This window comes from Thioalkalivibrio sp. AKL10, assembly GCF_000381845.1.
In the GTDB taxonomy this organism is placed as follows: Bacteria; Pseudomonadota; Gammaproteobacteria; order Ectothiorhodospirales; family Ectothiorhodospiraceae; genus Thioalkalivibrio; species Thioalkalivibrio versutus.
Map to the genome: position 1 here is coordinate 94190 of NZ_KB907142.1, position 25887 is coordinate 120076.

Consider the following 25887-nt stretch of genomic DNA (forward strand, 5'->3'; position numbering starts at 1 on the left):
CGCCGAATCCGGGGCTGGGCATGCGCCTCGCCCCGTTCATCACCACTCCAGCTCCACTCCGCAGGCCGCCGCCAGGGCGCGTCGGTCGGCGTCGCTCAGGTCGCGCCGTCCGGCGTTGGCCTCGCCCAGGATCGCGTGCATCACCGCCGCCGGGTCGTCCACGTGCTCGATCCCCAGGGCGTGCCCCAGCTCGTGCGCCAGCGTCAGGCGCAGCTCGTCCGCGTCACTGGCCTTGAACACGGTGATGGAGCGCCGCGTGCCCTGCTGCTCGTAGACCGCCATGTCGAAGGCACCGGTCGCGCCGATCTCGCGGTTCAGTTCCGCGACCCGTTCGTTGAAGCCATCGATCTCGCCCTCGAGGTCGCGGATCTCGCGGTTGAGCTCGTCGCGCCGACGCTCCAACGTGCGGCGGCCCTGCTCCAGGTCGTCCCGCGCCGCATCCAGCGCCCGGCGCTGCCGTTCCAGCCGCTCGCGGTTCCCCGCGCTGTGCGCCATGCGTCCGGCATTCCAGGCGGCCACCGCCTCTTCGTACTCGCGCTGGCGCGCCTGAAGGTCCTCCAGGCGCCGCTGGTAACCCGCGGCATCCGCTGCCAGCGCCGAGTGCCGGTGATCCAGACGCTCCTCGCGCTCGGCGATCCCCCGCTTGAGCCGGTCCAGCTCCGCGCGCGCCCGGTCGCGGCTCTCGGCACCCGCCTGGCGCTCGTCGAACACCAGCCGCACCGGCATGCCCTCCCCCTCGCGCTGACGGAAAAGTGTTTCCGGCGTCCGCCCGTCCCACATGCTCACGGCCGCATCCAGGGCCGCCTGCACTGCGTCACGCTCCAGCCGGAAGCGCGGGTCCACAGCCTCCAGATGCAGGGTGATGGGCACCTCGCAGCGCGGCGCGGCCAGGTGCGCATGCCCGGCGGAGCCGCCCGACAAGTGCCCCTCTTGCCACAGGACACCGCCCAGCGCGAGCGCCCCGACACCGCCGACCAGCCATAACGGTATTGCCATTACAGTTCCTCCCTCGCACGCACCCAAGGTACCAGCCAGCGGGTGCCGCCACCCGCGTTTGCCCCGTCATGACGCGCCAGGCACCATTGAACCCATTCGATACCCCCGATTCAGGAGACTGCCATGCTGCGCACCCTTCTTGCCGCCCTGCCGCTCGTTGCCCTGCCGCTCGTCGTCCAGGCCGAGACCCCGAACATCCAGCCCGGTCTCTGGGAAAACCAGACCACCATGATCATGGAAGGCATGGGCGGCATGCCGGACCAGACCGAGACCAGCACCGAGTGCGTCACCCAGGAAGACATCGACCGCGGCGAGAACATCATCGAGGCGCCGGAAGGCTGCACCCTGGACCACGTCGACATGAGCGCCGACCGCATGGACTACACCATGAGCTGCCCCGGCCCGCAGGGCGGACGCATGCAGATGGACGGCAGCATGCGCTTCATGGGTGACCGCGCCGAGGGCGAAATGACCAGCGAGATGGACACCCCCATGGGCCCGATGAACGTGCGGATGGAAATGCGCGGCCAGCGCATCGGCGACTGCTGACCCCCCGTATTCACCACGGAGGTCACAGAGGGCACGGAAACGAAGAACGATCTGGAAAGAGCCGCAAGTACGGGGCGCGACTTGCGTCACTTCAGCCCCCGGACTTTTCTTCGTGCCATCGTGGTCGTTAAGCCCTGCGCCAGAAGAGGATCTGATTGTTGGCCGGCAGGTCGATGACCGCGGCGGGCTCGAGGCCGGCGGCCGTGGCGAGGGCATCCAGGTCGGCGCGGTCACGCACGCCCATGCCCGGATCTTGCGCCCGCAGCATCTGGTCGAACCGGGCGTTGGATTCGGCAGTATGCGAACCGTCGTGGGCAAACGGGCCGTACAGCGCGAACAGCCCACCCGGCGCCAGTACCCGGGCCACGCCGGCAAACAGCGCCTCCACCGCCGGCCAGTGCATGATATGCACGGTATTCGCGCTGTAGACGTACTCGAACGGCCCCTCCGGCCAGGCATCCCGCAGCACGTCCAGTTTCAGCGGGGGCCGCAGATTGGGCAGGGCCGCGTCGCGTCGCCAGGCCTCCACGCCCGGCAGGTTCTCGGCCACGTCACTGGGATACCAGTCGAGATGCGGCAAAACCGCGGCGAAATGCGCCGCGTGCTGCCCGGTGCCGGCGCCGATCTCCAGCACCCGTCCATGCGCAAGGAACTGCGCGCGCAGCTGGGCCAGGATCGGCGCGCGGTTTTGATCCGCGGCCGGGGCATAGGGCTTGTCGGAGGTCATCGCAGCGATCCGTTCACGGGGGACAAGGCAGTATTCTGGACGCCCCGCAACCGCACTGCCATGATCGGGATACACCCTATTTCCAGGCTGCCCTGATGACACCCCGCTTCCGGTTGTTCCTGCCCGCCCTGCTCGTCCTGTTGCTGGTCATCGGCGGCGAGGCGCTGGCCCGCGACATGGCGACCGACCCGGAGCGCCTGCTGCCGGTCGAACTGGCCACCGTCGGGGTGGATGCCGGCTCCGGCACGCCCATCGCGCTGTTGCGACACCCGGCGTCCGGCGAGGTGGTCCCCATCGTGATCGGGACCGACCAGGCCCGCGCGATCCTGCTGGCCATGCACGACATAACACTGTCGCGCCCGCAGACCCACGACCTGATGATCGACCTGCTGGAGCAGATGGATGCGCGCCTGGAACGGGTGATCATTGACGGCCTGGAGAACGGTACCTATCTCGGCTGGCTGGAGGTACGGATCGCCGGCGAGGCCGAACCCCGGTTGATCGACACCCGCCCCAGCGACGGGCTCGCCCTGGCGGTACGCAGCGGGGCCGCCATCCATGTCGCGCCGGAAATCCTGGAGGCCGATGTCGCCTTCGACTACACCCCGCCGGGCGAGGACGAGGTCGTCACCGCCCTCGGCATCACCGTTGTGGAGGCCCGCAACGACCTGCGCGAAGCCCTGCAACTGCCGGACGAATCCGGCGTACTGGTCAGCCGTGCCGCGGGCCGCGCCGCCGCCGCGGGCCTGACCCACGGCGCCCTGATTCTGAAAGTGAACGGGCGCACGCCCACCACCCCGATGGACTTCCTCGAGGCGATCTCCGCGACACCGGAGGGCGAGCCCGCCGAAATCCGCTACTGGCTGGATGGCGAGACCCGCAGTATCACGCTGCCCACGGACGTCCCCGAGATCGAGGAGTCCGACGACGCCCTGACCGTCTGAGCAGAGCCGGAACGGACGCGGGTCAGTCCCGCGGCGGAAGCCGCGGGCGCAGCCAGTCGAGCGTGGCGGTGGTTGCCAGATCATGCTCGCCGGCGGTCGCGCCGGGCGCCAGGTCCTCAAGCACCTGACCGGCCAGCTGCTTGCCCAGCTCCACCCCCCACTGATCGAAGGCGTTGATCCCCCACAGCGTGGCCAGCACGTAGATCTTGTGCTCGAACAGCGCGATCAACGCGCCCAGCGTGGCCGGATCCAGGCGTTCCAGAAGAATCAGCGTGCTCGGCCGATTGCCGGGGAAGGTCCGGTGCGGCGCCAGCGCATCAATCGCCTCCGGCGACTGCCCGGCCGCCGCCATCTCGGTGCGCACCGCGGCCTCGTCCTTGCCCATCGCCAGCGCCTCGGCCTGCGCCACCAGGTTGGCCAGCAGCAACGGGTGCTGCGCCGGCAGGTCGTGCTCGGGGCGGGCCACGCCGATGAACTCGGCCGGGATGAAGCGCGTGCCCTGGTGGAGCAACTGGAAGAAGGCGTGCTGACCATCGGTGCCCACCGCACCCCAGACCACCGCGCCGGTTGCGTCCGTCACGACCTGCCCGTCCAGCCCCACGCGCTTGCCCAGGCTCTCCATCTCCGCCTGCTGCAGGTACGGCGGCAGCAGCGACAGGCGTTCGTCGTAGGGCAGTACCGCGCGCGACTGCGCCCCCAGCAGGTTCTGGTTCCACAAATCCACCAACGCCATGCGCACCGCGGCATTGCCGGAGACCGGCGTCTGGAGCACGTGCTCGTCCATGGCATGGGCCCCGCCGAGAAAGGCACGGAAGCCGTCCATGCCAAGGAGCAGCGCCACCGGCAACCCGATGGTGGACCACACGGAATAGCGCCCGCCGACCCAGCCCCAGAAGCCGAACATGTTGTCCGGGTCGATGCCGAACTCCGTTACCCGGTCGCGTGCGGTGGAGACCGCCACGAAGTGGCGCGCGACGGCCGTGTCGTCCGGCGCATGCCGCAGCAGCCAGGCGCGGGCCGCACGGGCGTTGGTCAGGGTCTCCTGGGTGCCGAAGGTCTTCGATGCGACGATGAACAGCGTGGTTTCCGGATCGGCCTCGCGCAGCACGGCGGAGAGCGCCGCGCCATCCACGTTGGAGACGAACTGCACGGTCAGCGGCACGCCGTCGGCCGTCGCCTGTGCATGCGGCGCAAGCGCCCGGCAGACCATGCGTGGCCCGAGGTCGGAGCCGCCAATGCCGATGTTCACCACGCGACGGATCGGACGCCCGCTGTAGCCACGGTGGACCCCGTCGTGGATCCGTCGCACGAACGTCTCGACCCGGTCGAGCTGCGCATGCACCTGCGGAACCACGTCCGCGCCATCCACTTCACAGTGGGCGTCGCGCGGCAGGCGCAGGGCCGTGTGCAGGGCCGCCCGCCCCTCGGTGGTATTGACCCGCTCGCCGGCAAACAACGCGCGCAGCGCCTCCGATACCTCACAGGCCGCAGCGCGCTCGTACAGGGCATCCCAGGCCGCACCGTCCAGGCGCTGGCGCGTCCAGTCCAGGCGCAACCCGGCGATCTCCTGCACGTCGCGTTGCACGCGATCCGGATCGCGCGCGAACAGCTCGCGCAGGGACTCGTCCGCCAACCGTCGGGCCTCGACCCGCAAGGCACTTTCCATCACCGCACCCACTCCTGCCGTCATCCTGTTTCCTCGATTGTCCCAAGCCCAGAGTGCCGCCCCGGCCCCTGCGTTACAATTAACAGAAAGTCATCCGGCGCCGCCGGTTCCGCACTTGGGGATTTTTTGCATGCGCATCCTGTTCGCCAGCAGCGAGGCCTACGGTCTGGTCAAGACCGGGGGGCTCGCCGATGTCAGCGCCAGCCTGCCCGCCGCCCTGCGCCGGCGGCGCCAGGATGCCCGCCTGGTGCTACCCGGCTACCCCGAGGCCTGTCGCAACCTGGTGGATGCCACCCCGCGCCCGGGTCCGGACGGCGCCCCCTGGCAGATCATCGAGGGCCGACTGCCCGGGACCCGGCTCCCGGTCTACCTGATCGACTGGCCGGAATACTTCCAGCGCGCCGGCAACCCCTACAGCGCCAGCAACGGCATGGACTGGCCGGACAACGCCCAGCGCTTTGCCGGTTTCGCCCGCGCCATCGTGGCGCTGGCGCGGGACGAGGCCGGGCTGGACTGGGCGCCGGAACTGATTCACCTGAACGACTGGCAGACCGGTCTCGTGCCGCTGCTGCTGGACCCGGAGCGCACCGGCGTCGAACGCCCGCGGACGGTGTTCACCATCCACAATCTGGCCTACCAGGGCCTGTTCCCGGCGAGCACCGTGCAGGATCTGAACCTGCCCGCGGACCTGTGGCACCCGGAGGCCCTCGAGTTTCACGACCAGCTTTCGTTCATGAAGGCGGCCCTGATCTTCGCCGACGCGATCACCACCGTCTCGCCCACCTACGCCCGCGAGATCCAGGAACCGGTCCACGGCATGGGGCTGGACGGCGTATTGCGCGCCCGCAGCGCCGACCTGCACGGCATCCTCAACGGGGTCGACTACAGCGACTGGGATCCGGCGCGCGACCGCCACATCGCCGCGCGCTACAGCGCCGAGGACCTCGCGGGCAAGGCCGCCAACAAGGCTGCTCTGCAGACCCGCATGGGCCTGGAGGCCAACCCGGACATCCCGCTGCTGGGCCATGTCGGCCGCATGGTCGACCAAAAGGGTGTCGATCTGCTGCATGCGGCCTGCATGCCACTGCTGGAGGCCGGGCGCATCCAGCTGGCGCTGGTCGGCTCCGGCCAGAAGGACCTGGAACACGCCACCGGCGCCCTCGCCCGCGCTTACCCCGGCCAGGTCGGCGTGCACATCGGCTACGACGAACCACTGGCCCACCAGATCGAGGCCGGATCCGACCTGTTCCTGATGCCGTCGCGCTTCGAGCCCTGCGGGCTCAACCAGCTCTACAGCCTGCGCTACGGCACCCCGCCGGTGGTCCACGCCACCGGCGGTCTGGCCGACACCGTGGTGGATGCCACGCCGGAGAACCTGGAGGCGGGCACCGCCACCGGTTTCAGCTTCACCCCGGACAGCGTCGCCGCCCTCGGCGCCGCCCTGGAGCGCGCCCTGGCGCTGTATACCGCCCGCGGCGACGGCCACTGGGAACAGCTGATGCACAACGGCATGGCACGCGACTTCGGCTGGACCGCCAGCGCCGATGCCTATCTCGCCCTGTACCGCGAACAGCTTCCGCGCCGCAGCCGGCGTGCGAAGGCGGCATCTGCGCTATAATCGCGTCCTTTTCGCGACCTCCCGAACCCCAACCGGCAAGCCCAGGCAGCGGCGATCGTCGTCCTGCGCGCACAGGCCCGATATGACTCGAAGCGATCAACACGACCGATTCCTCCCCAAGGACAAGGAACTGCGCGCCCGCGTGCGCCTGTTCGGGGAACTCCTGGGCAACGTGATTCACGACCTGGAAGGCCAGGCCGTGTTCGACGCGGTGGAGAAGCTGCGCCGCGGCTTCGTCAGCCTGCGCAAGGACGAGGATCCGGACCTGCGCCGCCAGCTGATGGCCAACATCACGCACTTCGACGCCTCGCTGACCGAGCGCGTGATCCGCGCCTTCAGCATCTACTTCAGCCTGGTCAACATCGCCGAGGAAGACCTGTTCTACCGCTGGCGCCGAGCCCAGGTCTCCAGCGGCGAGCCGCTGTGGACCGGCTCCTTCGACCAGACCCTGCGCGAGCTGCATGGCGAAGGCGTCACCGCCGAGGAGCTGGAACGCCTGCTCAACGAGCTGCACTACCAGCCGGTGTTCACCGCCCACCCCACCGAGGCCCGCCGCCGGACCACGATGGAGAACCAGCGCCGCGTGTTCGAGACCGCCGACCGGCTGAACCAGCCGGGGCTGGGCGAGGAGGAACGCCGCCTGATCACCGAGGAACTGGAGACCCAGATCCAGATCCTCTGGCGCACCAACGAGGTGCGGGTAAAAAAGCCGCAGGTTCAGGACGAGATCAAGTACGGCCTGTTCTATTTCGAGGAGAGCCTGTTCGAGGCCATCCCGCAGTCCTACCGCTTCCTCGAGAAGGCCATCCGCCGGATCTACGGCGTCAACCCGGACGGCAGCCTGCCGGTACGCATCCCGGCCTTCCTGCACTTTGGCTCCTGGATAGGCGGCGACCGCGACGGCAACCCGAACGTGACTCCCGAGGTCACCGAGCTGTCCTGCCGCCTGGCAATGGAACAGGTCCTGCGCGAGTACCTCAAGCGGGTCAACCACCTGCGCAACGTGCTGACTCACTCGTCCTTCATGTGCCAGCCGTCGCAGGCATTCCTCGACAGCCTGGACGCCGACTCCAATATCGCCAACGCGGTGTTCCAGGGCGCCTCCGACCGCTTCGAGAGCGAGCCCTACCGGCGCAAGCTCTACATCATGCGCTACCGTCTGCGCGAGACCCTGGGCACCGTGGTGCGCCGGGTCCGCGGCGAGGCCGCCGTGCTGCCGACCAACAGCGCCTATGCCGACGCCCAGGCCTTCCTGAACGACCTCAAGCTGATCCGCGACTCGCTGGTCAGCCATGGTGATCGCAACATCGCCAGCGGCGCGCTGACCGACCTGATCCGCCTGGTCGAGACCTTCGGCTTTCACCTTCACCACCTGGACGTGCGCCAGGAGTCCACCGTCCACTCCGACGCGATCGCGGAACTGCTGCGCCAGTTGGCACCGGACACCGACTACGCCGCGCTGGACGAGACCGGCCGCCAGCAGGCGCTGAGCGAACTGATCGCCTTGGAGAACCTGCCCGAGGTGGACCGCAAGGCCCTGGGCGAGAGCACCCGCGAGACCCTGCGCGTGTTCGAGGTGATCCAGAGCATGCGCCGCGAGGTCGGTCCGGACGGCATCGGCACCTACGTGATCTCCATGACCCACGCCGCCTCGCATGTGCTGGAGGTCCTGCTGCTGGGCCGCCTGGCAGGTCTCGCGGGCAACGACGAAGAAGGCAACCCGTTCTGCCATCTGCGCATCTCGCCGCTGTTCGAGACCATCGAGGACCTGCTGCATGTCGAGGACGTCCTCGAGGGCCTGCTGTCCAACCCGGTGTATGCACGATTGCTGGCCGCCTCCGGCAACATCCAGGACGTCATGCTCGGCTACTCCGATTCCTGCAAGGACGGCGGCATCCTCGCCTCCAGCTGGAACCTCTACGAGGCACAGAAGAAGATCGTCGGCATTACCGATCGCTTCGGCGTGCGCTGCCAGCTGTTCCACGGCCGCGGCGGCACCGTCGGGCGCGGCGGCGGCCCGACCCACGAGTCCATCCTCGCCCAGCCCCCGGCCACGGTGCAGGGCCGGATCAAGTTCACCGAACAGGGCGAGGTACTGTCGTACAAGTACTCCAACGTGGAGACCGCGGTGTACGAGCTGGGCATGGGTGCGACCGGCGTCATGCTCGCCTCGCGCAGCCTGATCCGGCCGCCGCGCAAGGACCGCGACGACTACCGCGCCACCATGCACGAGCTCGCGCAGGCTGGCGAGGATGCCTACCGCGAGCTGATCGACCGCACCGAACGCGTGCTCGATTACTTCTACGAGATCACCCCGGTACAGGAGATCGGTTTCCTGAATATCGGCTCGCGGCCATCGCACCGGCGCAAGACCGACCGCTCCAAGAGCTCGATCCGCGCGATCCCCTGGGTCTTCGGCTGGGCCCAGGCGCGCCACACCCTGCCCGCCTGGTACGGCATCGGCACCGCGCTGGCACAGTGGCGCGGCGAAGACCCCGAACGCCTGGCCCAGTTGCAGCGCATGTACCAGGAGTGGCCGTTCTTCCGCTCGTTGCTGTCCAACTGCCAGATGGCCCTGACCAAGGCCGACATGCGCACCGCCGCGGAGTACGCCCGCCTGTGCAGCGACCCGGAACTGGCCGAGCGCATCTACGTCCTGGTGCGCGAGGAACACAGCCGCACCGTCACCGAGGTGCTGCGCGTGGCACAACTGGACCGACTGATGGACGAAACGCCCCTGCTGGCGCGTTCGCTGCAACGGCGCAACCCGTACCTGGACCCGCTCAACAGCATCCAGATTCACCTGCTGCGCGAGTCTCGCCAGTTCGACGCCGAGGCCGACGACGACACCGACGAAAACCCGTGGCTGTCGCCCCTGCTGCGCTCGATCAACGCGATCGCCGCAGGCATGCGCAACACCGGTTAGGGAGAGGCTGATCACGGGCCGCCCGAGCCGGTGGTCCGCGATCGTCATCCTGCTAGGGAAACGCTGATTAATGTGTACCCTCGCGTTGGCACCCCAGGTTTTCCGAGACAAGGCGCGGTGCGCAGCCGGTAGTGGTTCTACCGGCAACGGCCGCAACGCAGGATCGGGGAACCTGGGGTGCCAACCCCACAAGCGATTGAATGCAGGGGCTCGGCCGCTTTTGCGTGGGAACGGCGTTGCGGTTCCCTTGTGCAGAATGACTGCACGGCAGTCACCGCGCCTTGTTCGCACGCAAAAGCGACTCGAGCGCGAGCGTGCACATTAATCAGTGTTTCCCTAGAATCACGCCATGCGCCTGCTGCTACTGATCGTCGCCATCGTCGCCGTGTTCCTTGCGGTGCGCACCCTCGTGCGCTCCACCAGCAACCGCAAGCAGGTCCACCAGGATGAACGGCCCGAACGCCTGAAAGAGGGCGGCGCGGTAATCCGCTGCGCCTTCTGCGGCGTGCACGTGCCGGAGGCCGAGGCCTACCGCGACGGCGACCGCCTCTACTGCTCACCGCAGCACGCCGAGGTCGACCGCAACCGCTCGGACGCCGACTCCCGCACCGAAGACGACTGACCCTCGTCCATGGATAACCAGTCCGGGGGGAACACGCCGATCGACGCCGACACCCGGCGTTCCGCCTGGCTTTTCGCGCTCTACCGGGTCTTTGTCGCGGCGGTCCTGCTACTGCTCGGGCTGTTCCCGGATACCCCGCTGGGGCTGCATCTCGTCACCCCCCAGTTCTACGCGGTCATCGCCACCGCCTATCTCGCCTTTGCGCTCGTCGCCGCCGCCTTCGCCTGGCGCTGCACCCACAATCCGGACACCACCAGCCTCACCCGTATCGCGTTGATCGGCGGCGCCGGCGACGGCATCGGCCTGATCGCGTTGCTGATCGTCTCCGGAGGGGTTGGCGCCGGCATTGGCCTTCTGCTGGTCCCGGCCCTGGTGGCGGCCGTGCTGCTCTCCAGCGCACGCTTCGCCCTGACCCTGGCCGCGATCGCCACCCTGGCCCTGTTGCTAGCCGAGGGCGTGAGCGCACTATTCCTGCACCCCGCCGATACCGCCATCACCCAGGCGGGGCTGCTGGGTGCCACCCTGTTTGCGGCCGGCCTGCTGGCCCGCCAGTTCGCCCGCCGGGCCGGCGAGACCCGCGCCCAGGTGGAACGCCAGGAGGTGGATCTGGCCAACCTGGCCGAACTGAACGCGCAGATCATCGCGCGCATGAGCGCCGGTGTCATCGCGGTCGACCCGGACGGGTACATCCGCTCCATCAACGAGGCCGCGCGCCGGCTGCTCCCCCCGCGGCCGGGACGCCACCTGTCGTCCCTGTCGCCCTCGGTGGCACGCGTGATCCGCGACTGGCAGCGCAACGGCATGCCCACGACCAGCCAGCAGCTGCCGGGCGACCGCGACCAGCCTGCCCTGCGGATCCGTCTGGCCCCGCTGGGTGACCGCGGCGACCAGGGCAGTCTGCTGATCCTGGAGGACGCCGCCGAACTCCAGCGCCAGGCCCAGGCCGGCAAGCTGCAGGCCCTCGGCCGCCTGACCGCCAGCATTGCCCACGAGATCCGCAACCCCCTGGGAGCCATCAGCCACAGCGCACAGCTGCTCGGCGAATCGCCGGATCTCAAACCTCACGACCAGCGCCTGCTCGACATCATCAACAACCAGAGCAAGCGCGTGAACGAACTGATCTCCAACGTCCTCAGCCTGTCACGCAGGGACGCCGGAGGACGCGAGCGGCTGAACCTTCAGGAGACCCTGGATCGCTTCGCCGAGGAGTTCTGCGGTGCGCTGCAGTTGCCGCGAGAGACCCTGCATGCGCGCATCGAACCGGCCGATTCCGAGATCCAGTTCGACCCCTCCCAGCTCAACCAGATCCTGTGGAACCTGTGCAGCAATGCGCGCATCCATGGCGGCCACGATCAGCCCGACAGCCCGCCCATCGTGCTGCGCGGCGGCGCCGGCCAGGTCGCGCGGGTGGTCAGTCTGGACGTGATCGACGCCGGGCCGGGCATCTCTGCCGAACAGGAAAAGGACCTGTTCGAACCGTTCGTCTCCGGGCGTGCCGGGGGCACCGGCCTTGGCCTGTACATCTCGCGCATGCTGTGCGAAAACAACGGGGCGTCGCTGGAATACGTCCACACACCCATCGGCGGCTGCTTCCGGATCCTGTTCGCCCCCCTGGAAACCGATTCGCCAAAGGAACAAGGCGCATGAGTATCCGCCACGTGCTGGTCGTGGACGACGAGCCCGACATCTGCGAACTTCTCGAGATCACCCTGGCCCGCATGGGCCTTGAGGCCACCACGGCCACCCGACTCGAGCCGGCCCGCGCCCTGATCGCCGAGCACGACTTTGACCTGTGCCTGACCGACATGCGCCTGCCGGACGGCGACGGGCTGGACCTCGTCCGCCACATCCAGAGCGAACGCCCGGAGCTCCCCGTGGCCGTCATCACCGCCCACGGCAGCGTGGATACCGCCGTCCTGGCGCTGAAGCTGGGCGCCTTCGACTTCGTCAGCAAGCCGGTGGACCTGAAACAGCTGCGCGAATTGATCGACGCGGCCCTGCGCCTGGAGCCGGCTGCCTCGATCGCGGAAGAGCCCGGCGACGACGCCACCCCGGCCACCCCCGATGACAGCCCCCTGCTGGGCCAGTCCGAGCCCATGCAGCGTCTGCGTGCCACCATCCACAAGCTGGCGCGCAGCCAGGCCCCGGTGTTCATCTCCGGAGAGTCCGGATCCGGCAAGGAGCTGGTCGCGCGCGAAATCCACCGCCTCGGCCCGCGCGCCGAACGTCCGTTCGTGCCGGTCAACTGCGGCGCCATCCCCGGCGAGCTGATGGAGAGCGAATTCTTCGGCCACCGCAAGGGCGCGTTCACCGGCGCCACCCAGGACCATACCGGTCTGTTCCAGTCCGCCGACGGCGGCACGCTGTTCCTCGACGAGGTCGCCGACCTGCCGCTGCCGATGCAGGTGAAGCTGCTGCGCGCCATCCAGGAACGCGCCATCAAGCCGGTCGGTGGCACCCGCGAGATCCCGGTCGACGTACGCATCCTCAGCGCCACCCACCACGACCTGGAAAAGGCCGTGCGCGAGGGCCGCTTTCGCCAGGATCTCTACTACCGCCTGAACGTGATCGAGCTGAAGGTGCCGCCGTTACGCGCGCGCCGCGGCGACATCGAACGCCTGGCCACGCGCATCCTGCAACGCATCGGCGAGCAGTGGCAGACCGGCGACCTGGAGCTGGCACCCGACGCCCTCGCGGCCCTGCAGGGGCACGGCTTCCCCGGCAACGTCCGCGAGCTGGAGAACATCCTGGAACGCGCCGCCACGCTGTGCGAAGGGCCGCTGATCCGCGCCGGCAACATCGACCTGCCGGCGAACGGTCTGGGCACCGAACCCACCCCGGGCGCGGAGTACGGCGAACCCGAGAACGGCCTCGACGGCGCGGAGAGCGCCCTGGACGACCAGCTCGCCGCGCAGGAACGCCAGGCCATCGCGACCGCCCTGCAGCAGACCGGCGGCAACCGCACGGCCGCCGCACGCCTGCTCGGCCTCAGCTTTCGCCAGTTGCGCTATCGCCTGAAGAAACTCGGGATCGAGTAGTCAAAACCCGGCCTACAACAGCTCGAACCACTCGTTCAGGGCAAACCAGATCACGTAGCCGCCGTACAGCAGCAGGAAGATGACACTGAGCACCGTGATCGGGCGAAACCCCTTCACGTCTACCTGATAGGACACATCCTCCCCCCGCGCACGGCGGCGGCGCACATCCATCCAGCGCGACACCCGCCACCAGACGAACAGCAGGATCAGGATCACGGTCAGAAACTTCAGCATCGGGGTTCGCTTCCTCGCACGGGACTCGCAACAGAGCTGAACGCGACACTACCGGAGAACGCCCGCCGCCGCATCGTCCCCACCACCCGGCGCCCCAAGTGCTGCCTGGCGCCCATCACCCCGGCGTCATCCCGGCCGCAGCCCAGCGAAGAGCCGGGATCTCCGCGGCCATGGCCACCCCGACGCCCGAGATCCCGGATAACCGCTCCGCGGTTTCCGGGATGACGACACAGGGGGTCACGCGCGGCGTCCCGCGTTGTGCTGACCTCTGTGGGAGCCTGCTTGCAGGCGAAGCCCCCGCCAAACCTGAACTGCCTACCCACGCCGCTTCGCATGCCGCGTGGCCGGCGCATTCCACGGATCCTCCGGCCACGGGTGTTTCGGGTAACGGCCCTTCAACTCGCGCCGCACCTCCGGGTAGCCGTTCTCCCAGAAACTCTTCAGATCCTGGGTGACCTGCACCGGGCGCCGCGCCGGCGACAGCAGGTGCAGCACCAGCGCCACGCGACCTCCGGCCACCGCGGGCGTTTCCTCCAGGCCGAACAGCTCCTGCAGCTTCACCGCCAGCACCGGCGGGTCCTGCGTGTAATCCACCCGGTGGGCGGAACCGGAAGGCACCGCGATACGGGCCGGCGCCTCGCGCTCCAGTCGCTGCTGATGCTCCCAGTCCAGCCGCGCGCGCAGGATCGCCACCAGGTCCAGCCGGTCCAGATCGCGCAGCCGCGTCATTCCGGCCAGGTACGGCCCCAGCCAGTCCTCGAGACCGGCGAGTAACGCGGCGTCACCCATGTCGGGAAAGTCCGCCTCCGGCATCGCCTGATGCAGCAGCTGGATGCGCGCGCGCAGCTGGGTCGCCGCGTCATCCCACGGCAGCAGCGCCAGCCCTTCGCGGCGCATCCGTTCACACCAGCGCGGGATCGTGGACGCGGGGTCGTCCAGCGCGACCATCTGCCGCTCGACCACCAGCGTGCCAATGCGGCGGATGCGCGCGTTCTCCAGCCGCGCCCCGTCCTCCACCCAGTCGCAACGCGTCTCGCGGTGGAAAATCTCCGGGGCCTCGCGCTCCAGCGCGGCGAGGTCCAGCGCCACCGCGCAGCGGATACGGGCCTCGCGTTCGGCGTCGGTGCAGTCCACCGCCACCAGGTACTCGGCATGCGCCAGGCGCTCGCGCTCCGACAGCAACGCCCCGCGGCCATTGCCCATCACGAAGCGCCCGGCCTGCCCGCCGCGTGGCCGCGCGATGCGTTCGGGCCAGGCCAGCGCAGCCAGCACCCCCAGCGCCACACCCTCGTCCAGTACGGATTCTGCTGCGCCGGCGCTGTCGTCCAGCCGCGCCAGGGCCTGCTCCAGCCGCCGCAGCCCGGACTTCCAGGCGCGGCCACCCGCACGCCGTGCCTGCACCAGGCGCTCCCCCAGTTCCAGCGGGGCACCCGGCCCGGCCATTCCCGGCTCCTCGACCACCACCGCCAGCTCGCAGGCCAGGCGCGCAAGTCCCCGCTCGCGCGCCCGCAGCAGCATGTGCGCCAGGCGCGGATGCGTCGGCAGCCGCAGCAGGGCGCGGCCGTGATCGGTGATCCGCCCTTCGGCGTCCAGCGCGCCCAGCTCCGCGAGGATTGCCTGCGCGGCGGCCATGCCGTGCGCCGGCGGCGGCTCCAGCCAGTCGAGTTCGGCCACCGCCTCGCCCCAGCCGGCCAGCTCCAGGGCCAGCGGCAGCAGGTCGACCTGTTGCAGTCCGGGTGTCGCGTAGTCCGGGCGCTGTACCTCCTCGGCACGGGCCCACAGCCGGATCGCGACGCCGGGTTCGGTCCGTCCGGCACGGCCGGCGCGCTGTTCCGCCGCGGCCTTCGAGGCGGCGACCGTCACCAGTCGCGACAGCCCGGTGGCGGCATCAAAACGCGGCTCACGGGATAGCCCCGCGTCGACCACCACGCGCACACCCTCGATGGTCAGGCTGGTCTCGGCAATGTCGGTGGCCAGCACCACCTTGCGCTCGCCTTGCGGAGCCGGGCGCACCGCACGGTTCTGCTCCTCCGCCGACAACCGCCCGAACAACGGCGCCACCCGCGCGGGGCCGACCGGCGTCTCCACGGTCTCCCCCAGGCGCGCAGCGACCTCGCGGATCTCGCGCTCGCCGGGCAGAAAGACCAGCACCGAACCCGGCTCGGCCTCCAGTGCCTCTCGCACGGCCTGCGCCACGGCGTCGGCCAGCGGGGCGTCCTTCTTCGGCGGCGCGTAGCGCACCTCCACCGGGAACTGTCGTCCGCGAGCCCGCAATACGGGCACGGGGTCCGCCTCCGGCCCCGCAAGCAGTCGCGCCACGGCCTCGTCGTCGAGGGTGGCGGACATCACCACGATCCGCAGCTCGGGGCGCAGCAACCGGCGCACCTGCAGCGCGAAGGCCAGCGCCAGTTCGGCCTCGGGCCGGCGCAGGTGGAACTCGTCGAACACGACCGCGCCGACATCCTCCAGCAGCGGGTCGGCCTGGATGCGGCGCAGGAACAGGCCATCGGTGACCAGCTCGACGCGGGTTTGCGCCGAGACCTTCTGCTCGTCGCGTACGCGGTAACCAACCGTCTGCCCGACCGGCTCGCCGCGTTGCCCGGCCATGAACGTGGCCGCCATGCGCGCGGCCAGGCGGCGCGGCTGAAGCACGATGACCCGCCCCCCGGATACGGAATCCGCCAGGTGCAGCGGCACCCGCGTGGTCTTGCCCGCCCCCGGTTCGGCCACCAGCACGGCCGCACCGCGCGTGGCCAGCGCGGCATCCAGCGGACTCAGCAGGTCATCCAGCGCCTCGGGCGAGGCATTCGGGGTTTCGGCCATGGGCAGGTCAGTTTTCGACGACGCGGGTACCGGCCTGCACGCGGTCGCCCGGACGGGTCACGACGCGCTCGCCCCCCTCCAACCCTTCCAGGATCTGGGTCGTGAACCCGGAACGGCGGCCCACCTCGACCCGTCGCGGCTCCGCACGCCCGTCCTCGACCACGAACACTGACCACTCGCCACGGTCGCGGAACAACGCACTGGTCGGCACCTGCAGCACGTCGTCACCCTCCCACAGCAGAAACTCGGCCTCCACGCGGTAGCCAACGGCCAGCCCGGCCAGGCGCGCCTCCACCGCATCCAGATCGAGGATCACCGGCACACGCTGTTCGTCCACGCCCAGCGCGGAGATCTTGGTGAAGCCGAATGGCTGCACCCGACGCACCGTGGCGTCCAGCTTCGCGTCTCGACCCCAGTCGGTCAGGCGCACACGCATCCCCGGTACCACGCGCACCGCATCCATCGACAGCAGGTCCACCTGCACCTCCAGGTCGTCCAGATCGCCGACGACCAGTACCGGCTCGCCGGCGCCGATGGTGCCCTCGCAGCAGCGGTAGCGCTCCAGCACTACGCCCTCGGCGGGCGAGCGCACGGACAGGGTATCCGCCTCGGATTCCGGCATCTGGCCGCTGGCGATATCCAGCACCACGCGGGCACTCTCGATCTCGCTGCGCGCGACCTCCACCGCGGACTCGCCCGCGCGCACGGCGGAACGCGCCCGGTCGCGCATCGTCTCCATGCGCTCCATCTCGGTCGCGGACACCGCCCCGCGGTCGAACAACTCCTGGTGGCGGCGATACTCGGACTCCGCGAAACGCGCCTCGGCCCGCAGGTTCTCCAGGTTCGCCTCCGCGCTTTGCAGCCGCGAACGCGCGGCGGCCAGGTTCTCGCGCGCCTGCTCGCGCGAGCGCGCATCCAGCGCCGGCGTCGGCAACGGCTCCAGGCGGAACAACGTATCGCCCAGCGCCACCGCGTCGCCCTCCTCCAGCGCCACCCGATGCAGATAGCCCGCAATCGGCGCCGACACGGTGTAGGTGTCGCGCAGCCGGGTACGCCCCTCCTCGCGCACCGTCTCCTCGAACGCCCCGGCCCGCACCTCGCTCAGCGACACCGGCACCGGCTGCGGCCGCAGCGCCCACACCAGTGCGGCCACCCCCGCCAGCACCACCAACCCGATCGTGATCCGCTTTTTCATCAACATGCCATCAGTCTCGCAAATCCCGCCTCGACGCGCCCAGGGCCACCCCCGAGCAACACGCCCCCCACACGTAGGATGCGACGAGCGAAGCGAATCGCATCAAGACGGCGCCGGGAAGCCGCGCGAATGGCCGGTATCCACGGTTTCGCCACCTTTCTGCATCGGTGGATTCCCGTGGCTTCCAGATGATGCGATTCGCTCCGCTCATCACATCCTACGTCGCTGCCCCGCGCCGCACCCACCCAAATCCGTACCCGTCATTGCGAGGAGCGCAGCGACGAAGCACAAAAGCGCGCAGCGCGTTGAACGGCCGCAGGCCGACCTGAAAGGCGAGCGCAGCGAGTAATCTCCGAAAGCTGGGAATGCGTTCAAGATCCGGCTGTGGTGGTTCCGGATGGAGATTGCCGCGTCGCCTTCGGCTCCTCGCAATGACGGCCGGCCTGCTCGAATGTTGGGCGGTCCTCCGGAATGTCATTCCGCGGCCTTCAGGGCCTGCACACGGTCGAGGCTCTGCAGGCGGCGCCAGGCGAGGAACGCGGTCAGACTGGCCGCGACCAGGATGCCCAGCGCGGCGAAGCCGTAGGCCTGCGGCGTGATCACCAGCGGCACACGCATCAAATCCATCGCGAAGGCCTGGTTCAGCAGCCAGGCGAAACCGGTACCGGTGAGCCAGGCGACCGGGATCGCCGCCAGCGTCAGCACGGCGATCTCGCCCAACAGGATCCAGCTCACCTGGCCACGCGAGTAGCCGAGCACCTCCAGCGTGGCCAGATCGCGGGCGCGTTCGGCATAGGTGATGCGCGCATTGTTGTAGGTCACGGCGAAGGCGATGGATATGGCCAGCGCGACGAATACCAGCGCGAACACGATAATGGTCTCGCCGATGTATTCGCGGATGTTGCGCTCGGCTTCCGCGATCAGACCGACGCTGGCCACGCGCGGTCGATCCGACAGCCGCGCGAACAGCGCTGCCTCCTGCGCGCGGTCGGTCAGCAGCCAGGCCCCGGAGACGGCCGGCCCCTCGCCGATCAGGCGATTCAGCGCCGGGCGGTACATGTAGGCGCCGACGCCGATCGGCTCCTCCACCACCCCGGCCAGCGGGACCGAGACCGTGCGCCGGCGCCCCTCCAGGATCTCCAGCTCCACTGGATCCCCGACGCGCAGCCCCAGCTGCTCCGCCAGGTAGTCGGTCAGCAGGATGCCTTCGTCCGGCAGGCGACCGCGCCCGCCGGCCATCGGCAGCTGACGCAGGCGCGGTTCCGCGTCCAGTCCCAGCAGGCGCACGCGTTCCTCGCGGTTCACCCCGACCAGGCGCACCGGCACCGCGCGGAAGGTCTCCACCGCCAGCACGCCCGGCTCGTGGCGCAGCTCCCCGGCCACCCGCGCCGGCACCGGGTCGGTGAACTGCAAGTCGATGTCCATCTGCAGGACCTGGCCGTACTGGGTATCCAGCATCTGGTCCACGGCGTTCAGCTGGTAGGCGCCCATCAGCAGCAGTCCGCCGGACAGACCGATGCCGATCACCGACAGCACGGACTTCAGCCGGTGGCGCGCGAGGTTGCGCAGGATGATGCGGGTCGGCTGGTCCAGCCCGCGCCACGCTGCCGTGCGCTCCATCCAGCCGCGGTGAAAACGTTCCGGTGCCGGTGGGCGCATGGCCTCGGCCGGGGCCATGCGCACCGCCTGCCAGACCGCGCGGAAGGTGCCGAGCATGGCCGCGCCCATCGCCACGGCCACCGCCAGCACCATCACCCAGGGCTGCAGGCGAAAGCTCATCTCCGGGAAGCGGAAGTACTCGGCGTAGATGCCGGCCAGGCCCTGCGCGGCCCAGGCCCCGAACGCGAGCCCCAGCGCACAGCCCACCAGCACGATGCCGGCGGTCAGCAGGGCGTAGTGCGCGGCAATCGCACCATTGCCGTAACCAAAGGCCTTGAGCACCGCGATCGGCTCGCGCTGCGAGCGGATGATGCGTCCGACCACGACGTTCAGCAGAAACGCCGCCACCGCCAGGAAGATGGTCGGCAGGATCGCCGCCTGGGCGCGCAGCTGGGTCAGCTCCTCGGACAGGAAGCGGTGCGAGAACTGGTCCTCGCGCCCGTAGGCGCCCAGGCCGCCGTAGCGGGCCAGCGCGCGGTCCATGGCCTCGATCACGGGCTCCGGGTCGGCGCCCGCTTGCAGACTCACGGCGACGGAATTGAACGCCCCTTCCATCCCGTAGGCGGCCGCCAGCGCGCGGCGGTTCATCCACAGGATGCCGTAGCGCTCGTAGTCCGGCAGCAGGTCGGTGGGGCTGATCTGGTAGACGAACTCCGGCGACAGCGCGATGCCGCTGATCTGCAGGTCGGTCAGGCGCCCGTCGATGATCGCGCGCAGGGCATCCCCGCTGCCCAGTCCGTGCGCCTCGGCGAAGGCCTCGCTGACCACCACCTCGCGCTCGCGCCCGGGCTCGGGCAGCCGGCCCTCGCGCAGGTAGAGCCGGTTCAGCAGCGGCTCGCCCCCGTCCGGCAGGGAGAGCATGGTGCCCCGGATCGGGTCGTCGAAGCCGGCGACCTCCAGGCGCACCGGGGCCTGCACGCGGGTCTCGATCTGGTTGATGCCCGGCGCGTCGCGGAAGCGTTCCACCGCGCTCTCCGGCGCGCGCGTGATCTCCGCGAACACGTCGGCGAACTGGTATTCCGAGTAGAAACGCTCCTTGGTGATGGTCAGGGCGTCGAGACTGGTCACCGCGATCACCAGCGTCATCACCCCGCTGGCGATCACCAGCGCGATGGCCGCCGCCTGGCCCTTCAGGTGGCCGAGATCGCGCAGGATCTTGCGGTTCAGGGCGCGCACGAGACGGGACCGGCGCCGCTACCAGTGCAACGAGGAAGGAGACTGTCGGCTGGCATTCTCGTGAATCTCGCTCACGCGGCCGTCGCTCAGGTGGATCACGCGATCGGCCATCTCGCCGATCACCGCATTGTGGGTAATGATCGCCACCGTCGTATCCAGGCGCTCGTTGATGTGCTGCAGCACCTCCAGTACGCGGATGCCGGTCTTCGAGTCCAGCGCGCCGGTCGGCTCGTCGCACAACAGCACCGCTGGCTGCTTGGCGATCGCGCGGGCGATGGCCACCCGCTGCTGCTCGCCGCCGGAGAGCTGCGAGGGGAAGTGGTCCATGCGGTCCTCCAGCCCCACCAGCGCCAGCGCCTCCTCCGGCGGCATCGGGTCGCGCGAGATCTCGGTGACAATCGCCACGTTCTCGCGCGCGGTCAGGCTGGAGATCAGGTTGTAGAACTGGAACACGAAGCCGACATGGTCACGGCGAAAGGCCGTCAGCGTTCGCTCGGAGGCCTGTGCCAGGTCCTGGTCGCGGTAGCGCACCTCGCCCTCGGACGCGGTATCCAGCCCGCCCATGATGTTCAGCAGCGTCGACTTGCCGGAGCCCGAGGCCCCCAGCATCACCACCAGCTCACCGGTATAGAGCTCCAGGTCCACGCCGCGCAGGGCGTGGATCGTCACCTCGCCCATGCGGTAGACCTTGGTCACCCCGGCGGCACGGAAGATCACTTCACGCCCGGCGTGCGGCGCATCTGGAGCGGGCGCCGTGGCTGTATTCATGCCGCCCGGGGCGCAACCGATCCTGATCCAGCGGCCAGGCGCTCGGCCGCCGGTGCCGCACCCGTATCGGGCGCGCCGGGCAGGATGCCCCCGTCGCCGTCCAGGCTCATGGACCACAGGCTCAGCAACAACAGCAGGATGATCAGGATCGGGATCAGTACGCGCGGATTCATCAGTCACGCCCTCGCTCGCGGGAATCACCCCATGCTGCCACAGGCCAGCCCCGGGGACTCTGGCCGAAGGGGAAAAGGCCCCGGCGGAACTGCCAGAACTACTGGGTGTCACATCGAATTCCACCTCAGAACGAAAGGATTTACCATGAAACGTTCACTGCTCGTGATCGCGATCGCCGGAACAGTCCCGGGGCTCGGCCTGGCAGAACCCCGCATGGTCGATACCGATCGCAACGTGTACATCCCCTCCGAGGAGGACGGGCGCGCCGTACTGAGCGTCGGCGCGGTGTACAACGACGAAGAGTTCCGTATCCATTACAAGTACGAGACCGACGATCCCAGCTGGTATCACCAGGTCTGGCGCTACGAGGATGGCGACTGGGTCCGCTACGGTTCCGGCGGCCCCGGCCCTGACGAACATGGCCTGTACGAAGACCGCATCTCCATGATGCTGGATGACGGCGCGGTCGACGGCTTCGATCGCCTGGGCGGCTGGATGACTGCCCACGAGGGCATGCGCAGCCTGACCTCCGAGGTGGACTCCGAGGCCGTGACCGAGCATCCCAAGCTGGGTGGGGAACTGGGCCGCAGCGACGTGCGCAAGTACCTGCCCCAGACCCGCACGACCGAAGACCCCACGGAAAAGTCCTGGGACCAGATCAAGGACGACGGGGCCCTGGAGGAGCTGCAGAAAGCCGGGGGCTTTATCGATCTGTGGCAGTGGCGCTCGCATCGCAGCCACCCCATGGGCTACGCCGACAACAACTACGTGCTGCACTACCGGCTGTCCTCCGAGGGGGACAGCATGTTCACCGACAACTGGGACGACGAGCAGGACCAGCCCGCCTGGATGTTCGACCCCGAGCAGACCGGCTCACGCTCCCTCGACTGGGAGGCCCTGCTGGATCGCCAGTACGATCAGGATGACCACTACTACATCTCCGAAGACAATGCGGTCCCGTTCGACCCCGACCACGACTGGGAAGAGGGTGACGTCATCCCGCAACGCTTCCTGCAGGAGCCGAGCGGCAGCCGCGGGGCCATCAGCGCCTCGGGCGCTTACGAGGACGGTGCCTGGCGCATCGCCCTGACGCGTTCGCTGGAAGCCCCGAACGAACGCGACAGCAAGACGCTGGAACACGGCGGCACCTACAACGTGGCCTTCGCCGTCCACAGTGCTGCGGGCGCCCGCTGGCATCTGGTCTCGCTGCCGCAGACCCTGGGTCTGGAGAACGAGGACGCGGACATCGTGGCCCGCCGGGTGGACGGCAACCTCGACGACGCGGAACCGGAGTGGACCGAGATCGAGGTATTCTATCCCGGCCAGATCACCAATCAGTTCCTCCACAGCGAGAAGCACCCCGGACAGGCGCTGGTGCTGGAAGGCGAGCTCGGCGTCCGCGACGAGCACGACCTCGACACCCTGCCAGACTTCATCGTCGACATGGAACGCCACCTGCTCGAACAGGACGACTGAGCCGAACCGCCCCGGAACCTCCGTCCGGGCACGTCTTCAGGGGGCTGCGGACGCACTCGACGGGCGTCGTGCAGCCCCCCTGATTTGTTGTTTTGCGCCCAAATACTTACCCTATGCACATCGCACGACCCGTGACCGGCGCGCCATTCGGGCTTCCAGCGCGCGCCACGGGACGTCCTGTGCCGCCTTCAAAGGCGCGCACGACAACGATTTCAGCCAACGCTAAGGAGCAACAATGTCCGCACTGATCTGTGGGTCCATGGCCTACGACACCATCATGGTGTTCCCCGATCGCTTCAAGAACCACATCCTCCCGGACAAGGTGCACATGCTGAATGTGTCCTTCCTGGTCCCGGACATGCGCCGCGAGTTCGGCGGCTGCGCCGGCAACATCGCCTACAACATGAAGTTGCTGGGCGCGGACCCGACCATCATGGCCACCGTGGGCGGCGACTTCACCCCGTACGCCGACTGGATGGACAAGCACGCCATCTCGCGCACGTTCGTCAAGGAGCTGAAGGACACCTACACCGGTCAGGCCTTCATCACCACCGACCAGGACGACAACCAGATCACCGCCTTCCACCCGGGCGCGATGGGCTTCTCGCACCAGCAGAAGGTCACCGACGCCGACGGCATCAAGGTCGGCATCGTCTCCCCGGACGGCCGTGACGGCATGATCGAGCACGCCCAGCAGTTCGCCGACGCCGGCATCCCGTTCATGTTCGACCCGGGCCAGGGCCTGCCGATGTTCGACGGCGACGACCTGAAGCGCTTCATGAAGAACGCCACCTACGCCGCGTTCAACGACTACGAAGCGCAGCTGACCGCCGACCGCACTGGCCTGAGCCTGGAACAGCTGGCCGAAATGGTCGACGCCATGATCGTCACCCGCGGTGGCGAGGGCTCCGACATCTACACCGGCGGCAAGAAGATCACCATCCCGTCGGTCGAACCGGCCGCGATCAAGGATCCGACCGGCTGTGGCGACTCCTACCGCGCCGGCATCCTGTTCGGCCTGGAAAAGGGCTACGACTGGGAAACCACCGGCCGCATCGCCTCGCTGATCGGCTCGATCAAGATCGCGCACTCCGGCACCCAGAACCACCACTTCACCGCCGAAGAGTTCGCCGACAAGTTCGAAAAGGCCTTCGGCTACCGCTACTAAGCAACGCCGCCGCCCCGGGCACCCGCCCGGGAACGCAAAAGGCCCGGACCGAGTTCGCTCGGCCCGGGCCTTTTTTGTGACTGGATGGCGCCAACAACACCGCCACCCCCTGCCCGCACCAACCGCACCCCCCGTCCATCCCGCCCGCAACGCCATACCCCGTCACCCCGGCCATAGCGCCATACCCCGTCATCCCGGCCGTAGCGACGCGAAGAGCCGGGATCTTCAACGCCAGCCCAACCCCCAAACGCCCGAGATCCCGGATAACCGCTTCGCGGTTTCCGGGATGACGCCGTCTTCCAGACCGCCGCAAGGCTTGGGCCCCACCGGTGGGGGCATCACTGTGGGAGCGTGCTTGCACGCGAAGCCCCTGGCCGCGCCCGACTCTGGCAGGGGCTTCGCCGGCAAGCCGGCTCCCACAAGACATTCCTGCAAGGCTATTCGCCGTAGTGCGTACGCGCCCGGATCACAATCACCAGCAACTGCTCATCCCGAATCGTGTACAGCAGACGGTCCTTGTAGCTGATCCGCAGGGAGTAGTACCCGCGCAGATCACCAACCAGCGCCTTGCCGCAGTACGGGTCGACCGCCACCCGGTTGCGCAGGATCTGCTTCACCTTGTCGCGCAGCTTCGGCGCCAGACGCCGCAAATCCTTCTCCGCTTGACGGGTGAACCGAATGGTCCAGGTCACTGCTTCTCCCCGAACACCTCCTCGAAGCCCAGCGTATCGCCCTCATCCGCCTCGCGGCGGCCCTGCTCGAATTCCTGCCGGAAACCGGGCTCGGAGAGCAGCTCCAGGGTCTCGATCAGGCTGGCGTACTCGTCTTCCGACATCAGCACCGCATCGCCGTTGCGATGCCGGATATGGTAGATCGCGTGCTGTTCGTTCACGCCCTTGATCAGATCGAACAGACCCTTGCGGGCCTCGGTAGCCGTCAGCGTCGTCATCGCCACTCACCCGAAACGTACATAAAGTGGTACATATCGTGCGCCCACCGCACAACCCGGTCAAGACTGAACGGCCCGAAGCGGGATCGGGTCCCTGTAGGAGCGTGCTTGCACGCGAAGCCCCTGCCCGCACCAACCGCTGCCCCCGTCATCCCGCCCGCAACGCCATACCCCGTCATCCCGGCCGCAGCGAAGCGAAGAGCCGGGATCTCCAACGCCAGGCCCAACCCCCAAACGCCCGAGATCCCGGATAACCGCTTCGCGGTTTCCGGGATGACGCCCTCTTCCAGGCCGCCACAAGCCTTGGCCCCCTTTGGGGGCATCACTGTGGGAACGTGCTTGCACGCGAAGCCCCCGCCCGCACCAATCGCCCCCCGTCATCCCGCCCGCAACGCCATACCTCGTCATCCCGGCCGTAGCGAAGCGAAGAGCCGGGATCTCCAACGCCAGGCCCACCCCCAAACGCCCGAGATCCCGGATAACCGCTTCGCGGTTTCCGGGATGACGCCCTCTTCCAGGCCGCCACAAGTCTTGGCCCCCACCGGTGGGGGCATCACCGTAGGAGCGTGCTTGCACGCGAATGCCCCTGCCCGCGTCCGACTCTGGCAGGGGCTTCGCCGGCAAGCCGGCTCCCACAAGGCATTCCTACAAGGCCTCAGTCGCGCTGGTAGGTGCCCACCAGGCGGTTCATGCCGATCACGTGGGGCTCGGCGTGCTCCAGGAACTGCCACAGGGTCAGGCCGGGCGGGAGCTGCAGGTCGGCGTCCAGCGCCAGCAGCCAGAAGAAGTAGTGGTGCTTTCCATGGCCCTCGGGCGGCATCGGCCCGCCGTAGCCGGTGCGGCCGAAGTCCGTCTGGCCGGTCGCGCCCAGATCGGTCGCCTCGGACAGGCCATCCAGATCCGGCGGCAGGTTGTACAGCACCCAGTGCACGAAGCCGTAGGTGCCCGGCTGGATCAACGGCGCATCCGGGTCATGGCAGATCACCGCCAGGGACCCGGCGCCCTGCGGCACGTCCCGCCACCGCAATGCCGGGGAGGTGTCCTCACCCTCGCCGCTGTGGCGTTTGGGGATCGGCTGGCCAGGGCCAAAGGCGGAACTCGACAGCTGCATCTCGGACAGTGCAAAACCCATGGCGTACTCCTTTGCATTACCTACCCGCACGGTAACGCCGCCGACCG

The 25887-nt window shown here is 68.8% G+C and carries 21 protein-coding genes; 9 read left to right on the forward strand and 12 right to left on the reverse strand.

Annotated features, from left to right (window positions below; genetic code table 11):
- Positions 1-39: 39 nt before the first annotated feature.
- Positions 40-996: a matrixin family metalloprotease gene (locus G333_RS0100460; protein WP_019627386.1), complete on the reverse strand. Its 957-nt coding sequence runs from the start codon at positions 994-996 to the stop codon at positions 40-42.
- A 123-nt stretch (positions 997-1119) separates the two neighbouring features.
- Between G333_RS0100460 and G333_RS0100465 the strand changes: the two genes are divergently transcribed.
- Positions 1120-1545 carry a DUF3617 family protein gene (locus G333_RS0100465; RefSeq protein WP_018938010.1) on the forward strand — a complete coding sequence of 142 codons (426 nt, stop codon included), beginning with the start codon at positions 1120-1122 and terminating at the stop codon, positions 1543-1545.
- A 127-nt stretch (positions 1546-1672) separates the two neighbouring features.
- Here G333_RS0100465 and G333_RS0100470 read toward each other — a convergent pair whose 3' ends face one another.
- Positions 1673-2272, reverse strand: a complete 600-nt coding sequence (locus tag G333_RS0100470) for a DUF938 domain-containing protein (RefSeq protein WP_019627387.1) — start codon at positions 2270-2272, stop codon at positions 1673-1675.
- A 95-nt stretch (positions 2273-2367) separates the two neighbouring features.
- Here G333_RS0100470 and G333_RS0100475 point away from each other — a divergent pair, with 95 nt between their 5' ends.
- A complete protein-coding gene (locus G333_RS0100475) occupies positions 2368-3216 on the forward strand; it encodes a bifunctional nuclease domain-containing protein (protein ID WP_018938012.1) in 849 nt (282 codons plus the stop codon).
- A gap of 22 nt (positions 3217-3238) precedes the next feature.
- On the opposite strand, the gene pgi is transcribed toward G333_RS0100475, so the two are convergent.
- Positions 3239-4882: a glucose-6-phosphate isomerase gene (gene pgi, locus G333_RS0100480; RefSeq protein WP_019627388.1), complete on the reverse strand. Its 1644-nt coding sequence runs from the start codon at positions 4880-4882 to the stop codon at positions 3239-3241.
- A gap of 130 nt (positions 4883-5012) precedes the next feature.
- Here pgi and glgA point away from each other — a divergent pair, with 130 nt between their 5' ends.
- From glgA to G333_RS0100505, 5 genes are all read left to right on the forward strand, one after another.
- Positions 5013-6500 (forward strand): glycogen synthase GlgA, encoded by a 1488-nt coding sequence (gene glgA / locus G333_RS0100485; RefSeq protein WP_018938014.1) that lies wholly within the window; start codon positions 5013-5015, stop codon positions 6498-6500.
- Positions 6501-6582: 82 nt separating this feature from the next.
- Positions 6583-9426 (forward strand): phosphoenolpyruvate carboxylase, encoded by a 2844-nt coding sequence (gene ppc / locus G333_RS0100490; protein ID WP_019627389.1) that lies wholly within the window; start codon positions 6583-6585, stop codon positions 9424-9426.
- 349 nt (positions 9427-9775) lie between these two features.
- Positions 9776-10048 (forward strand): PP0621 family protein, encoded by a 273-nt coding sequence (locus G333_RS0100495; RefSeq protein ID WP_018146333.1) that lies wholly within the window; start codon positions 9776-9778, stop codon positions 10046-10048.
- A gap of 9 nt (positions 10049-10057) precedes the next feature.
- Positions 10058-11695, forward strand: coding sequence for a PAS domain-containing sensor histidine kinase (locus G333_RS0100500; protein ID WP_019627390.1), 1638 nt, complete (start codon positions 10058-10060; stop codon positions 11693-11695).
- Positions 11692-13086 carry a sigma-54 dependent transcriptional regulator gene (locus G333_RS0100505; protein WP_019563869.1) on the forward strand — a complete coding sequence of 465 codons (1395 nt, stop codon included), beginning with the start codon at positions 11692-11694 and terminating at the stop codon, positions 13084-13086. The genes G333_RS0100500 and G333_RS0100505 overlap by 4 nt, the downstream gene beginning before the upstream one ends.
- A 12-nt stretch (positions 13087-13098) precedes the next feature.
- Here the strand turns inward: G333_RS0100505 and G333_RS0100510 are convergent, their stop codons facing one another.
- From G333_RS0100510 to G333_RS15130, 6 genes are all read right to left on the reverse strand, one after another.
- A complete protein-coding gene (locus G333_RS0100510; RefSeq protein WP_018950603.1) occupies positions 13099-13320 on the reverse strand; it encodes a hypothetical protein in 222 nt (73 codons plus the stop codon).
- 315 nt (positions 13321-13635) lie between these two features.
- On the reverse strand, positions 13636-16143 hold the full coding sequence (hrpB, locus tag G333_RS0100515; RefSeq protein WP_019627391.1) for an ATP-dependent helicase HrpB: 2508 nt from the start codon (positions 16141-16143) through the stop codon (positions 13636-13638).
- Positions 16144-16150: 7 nt separating this feature from the next.
- Positions 16151-17344 (reverse strand): efflux RND transporter periplasmic adaptor subunit, encoded by a 1194-nt coding sequence (locus G333_RS0100520; RefSeq protein ID WP_019627392.1) that lies wholly within the window; start codon positions 17342-17344, stop codon positions 16151-16153.
- A 468-nt stretch (positions 17345-17812) separates the two neighbouring features.
- Positions 17813-20173: an ABC transporter permease gene (locus G333_RS0100525; protein WP_019627393.1), complete on the reverse strand. Its 2361-nt coding sequence runs from the start codon at positions 20171-20173 to the stop codon at positions 17813-17815.
- An 18-nt stretch (positions 20174-20191) separates the two neighbouring features.
- Positions 20192-20941: an ABC transporter ATP-binding protein gene (locus tag G333_RS0100530; protein ID WP_019627394.1), complete on the reverse strand. Its 750-nt coding sequence runs from the start codon at positions 20939-20941 to the stop codon at positions 20192-20194.
- On the reverse strand, positions 20938-21114 hold the full coding sequence (locus G333_RS15130; RefSeq protein ID WP_018146341.1) for a hypothetical protein: 177 nt from the start codon (positions 21112-21114) through the stop codon (positions 20938-20940). The genes G333_RS0100530 and G333_RS15130 overlap by 4 nt, the downstream gene beginning before the upstream one ends.
- Before the next feature lie 145 nt (positions 21115-21259).
- Between G333_RS15130 and G333_RS0100540 the strand changes: the two genes are divergently transcribed.
- Together G333_RS0100540 and G333_RS0100545 are read left to right on the forward strand one after the other, a co-directional pair.
- On the forward strand, positions 21260-22591 hold the full coding sequence (locus G333_RS0100540) for an ethylbenzene dehydrogenase-related protein (protein WP_019627395.1): 1332 nt from the start codon (positions 21260-21262) through the stop codon (positions 22589-22591).
- 235 nt (positions 22592-22826) lie between these two features.
- Positions 22827-23759, forward strand: coding sequence for a carbohydrate kinase family protein (locus G333_RS0100545; RefSeq protein ID WP_019627396.1), 933 nt, complete (start codon positions 22827-22829; stop codon positions 23757-23759).
- A 437-nt stretch (positions 23760-24196) separates the two neighbouring features.
- Here G333_RS0100545 and G333_RS0100550 read toward each other — a convergent pair whose 3' ends face one another.
- From G333_RS0100550 to G333_RS0100565, 3 genes are all read right to left on the reverse strand, one after another.
- Positions 24197-24451: a type II toxin-antitoxin system mRNA interferase toxin, RelE/StbE family gene (locus G333_RS0100550; protein ID WP_018650466.1), complete on the reverse strand. Its 255-nt coding sequence runs from the start codon at positions 24449-24451 to the stop codon at positions 24197-24199.
- Positions 24448-24708, reverse strand: a complete 261-nt coding sequence (locus tag G333_RS0100555; RefSeq protein WP_018146344.1) for a type II toxin-antitoxin system Phd/YefM family antitoxin — start codon at positions 24706-24708, stop codon at positions 24448-24450. Before G333_RS0100555 ends, G333_RS0100550 begins: the two co-directional genes overlap by 4 nt.
- Before the next feature lie 655 nt (positions 24709-25363).
- A complete protein-coding gene (locus G333_RS0100565; RefSeq protein ID WP_019627399.1) occupies positions 25364-25840 on the reverse strand; it encodes a YbhB/YbcL family Raf kinase inhibitor-like protein in 477 nt (158 codons plus the stop codon).
- Positions 25841-25887: the final 47 nt, after the last annotated feature.

Coding starts and splice junctions, on each gene's coding strand:
- hrpB (WP_019627391.1), bottom strand. CDS start 16,143: ATGGCCGAAACCCCGAATGCCTCGCCCGAGGCGCTGGATGACCTGCTG.
- G333_RS0100530 (WP_019627394.1), bottom strand. CDS start 20,941: ATGAATACAGCCACGGCGCCCGCTCCAGATGCGCCGCACGCCGGGCGT.
- G333_RS0100475 (WP_018938012.1), top strand. CDS start 2,368: ATGACACCCCGCTTCCGGTTGTTCCTGCCCGCCCTGCTCGTCCTGTTG.
- G333_RS0100460 (WP_019627386.1), bottom strand. CDS start 996: ATGGCAATACCGTTATGGCTGGTCGGCGGTGTCGGGGCGCTCGCGCTG.
- G333_RS0100505 (WP_019563869.1), top strand. CDS start 11,692: ATGAGTATCCGCCACGTGCTGGTCGTGGACGACGAGCCCGACATCTGC.
- G333_RS0100540 (WP_019627395.1), top strand. CDS start 21,260: ATGAAACGTTCACTGCTCGTGATCGCGATCGCCGGAACAGTCCCGGGG.
- G333_RS0100520 (WP_019627392.1), bottom strand. CDS start 17,344: ATGTTGATGAAAAAGCGGATCACGATCGGGTTGGTGGTGCTGGCGGGG.
- G333_RS0100510 (WP_018950603.1), bottom strand. CDS start 13,320: ATGCTGAAGTTTCTGACCGTGATCCTGATCCTGCTGTTCGTCTGGTGG.
- G333_RS0100555 (WP_018146344.1), bottom strand. CDS start 24,708: ATGACGACGCTGACGGCTACCGAGGCCCGCAAGGGTCTGTTCGATCTG.
- G333_RS15130 (WP_018146341.1), bottom strand. CDS start 21,114: ATGAATCCGCGCGTACTGATCCCGATCCTGATCATCCTGCTGTTGTTG.
- G333_RS0100470 (WP_019627387.1), bottom strand. CDS start 2,272: ATGACCTCCGACAAGCCCTATGCCCCGGCCGCGGATCAAAACCGCGCG.
- G333_RS0100545 (WP_019627396.1), top strand. CDS start 22,827: ATGTCCGCACTGATCTGTGGGTCCATGGCCTACGACACCATCATGGTG.
- ppc (WP_019627389.1), top strand. CDS start 6,583: ATGACTCGAAGCGATCAACACGACCGATTCCTCCCCAAGGACAAGGAA.
- G333_RS0100565 (WP_019627399.1), bottom strand. CDS start 25,840: ATGGGTTTTGCACTGTCCGAGATGCAGCTGTCGAGTTCCGCCTTTGGC.
- G333_RS0100465 (WP_018938010.1), top strand. CDS start 1,120: ATGCTGCGCACCCTTCTTGCCGCCCTGCCGCTCGTTGCCCTGCCGCTC.
- G333_RS0100500 (WP_019627390.1), top strand. CDS start 10,058: ATGGATAACCAGTCCGGGGGGAACACGCCGATCGACGCCGACACCCGG.
- pgi (WP_019627388.1), bottom strand. CDS start 4,882: ATGGAAAGTGCCTTGCGGGTCGAGGCCCGACGGTTGGCGGACGAGTCC.
- glgA (WP_018938014.1), top strand. CDS start 5,013: ATGCGCATCCTGTTCGCCAGCAGCGAGGCCTACGGTCTGGTCAAGACC.
- G333_RS0100495 (WP_018146333.1), top strand. CDS start 9,776: ATGCGCCTGCTGCTACTGATCGTCGCCATCGTCGCCGTGTTCCTTGCG.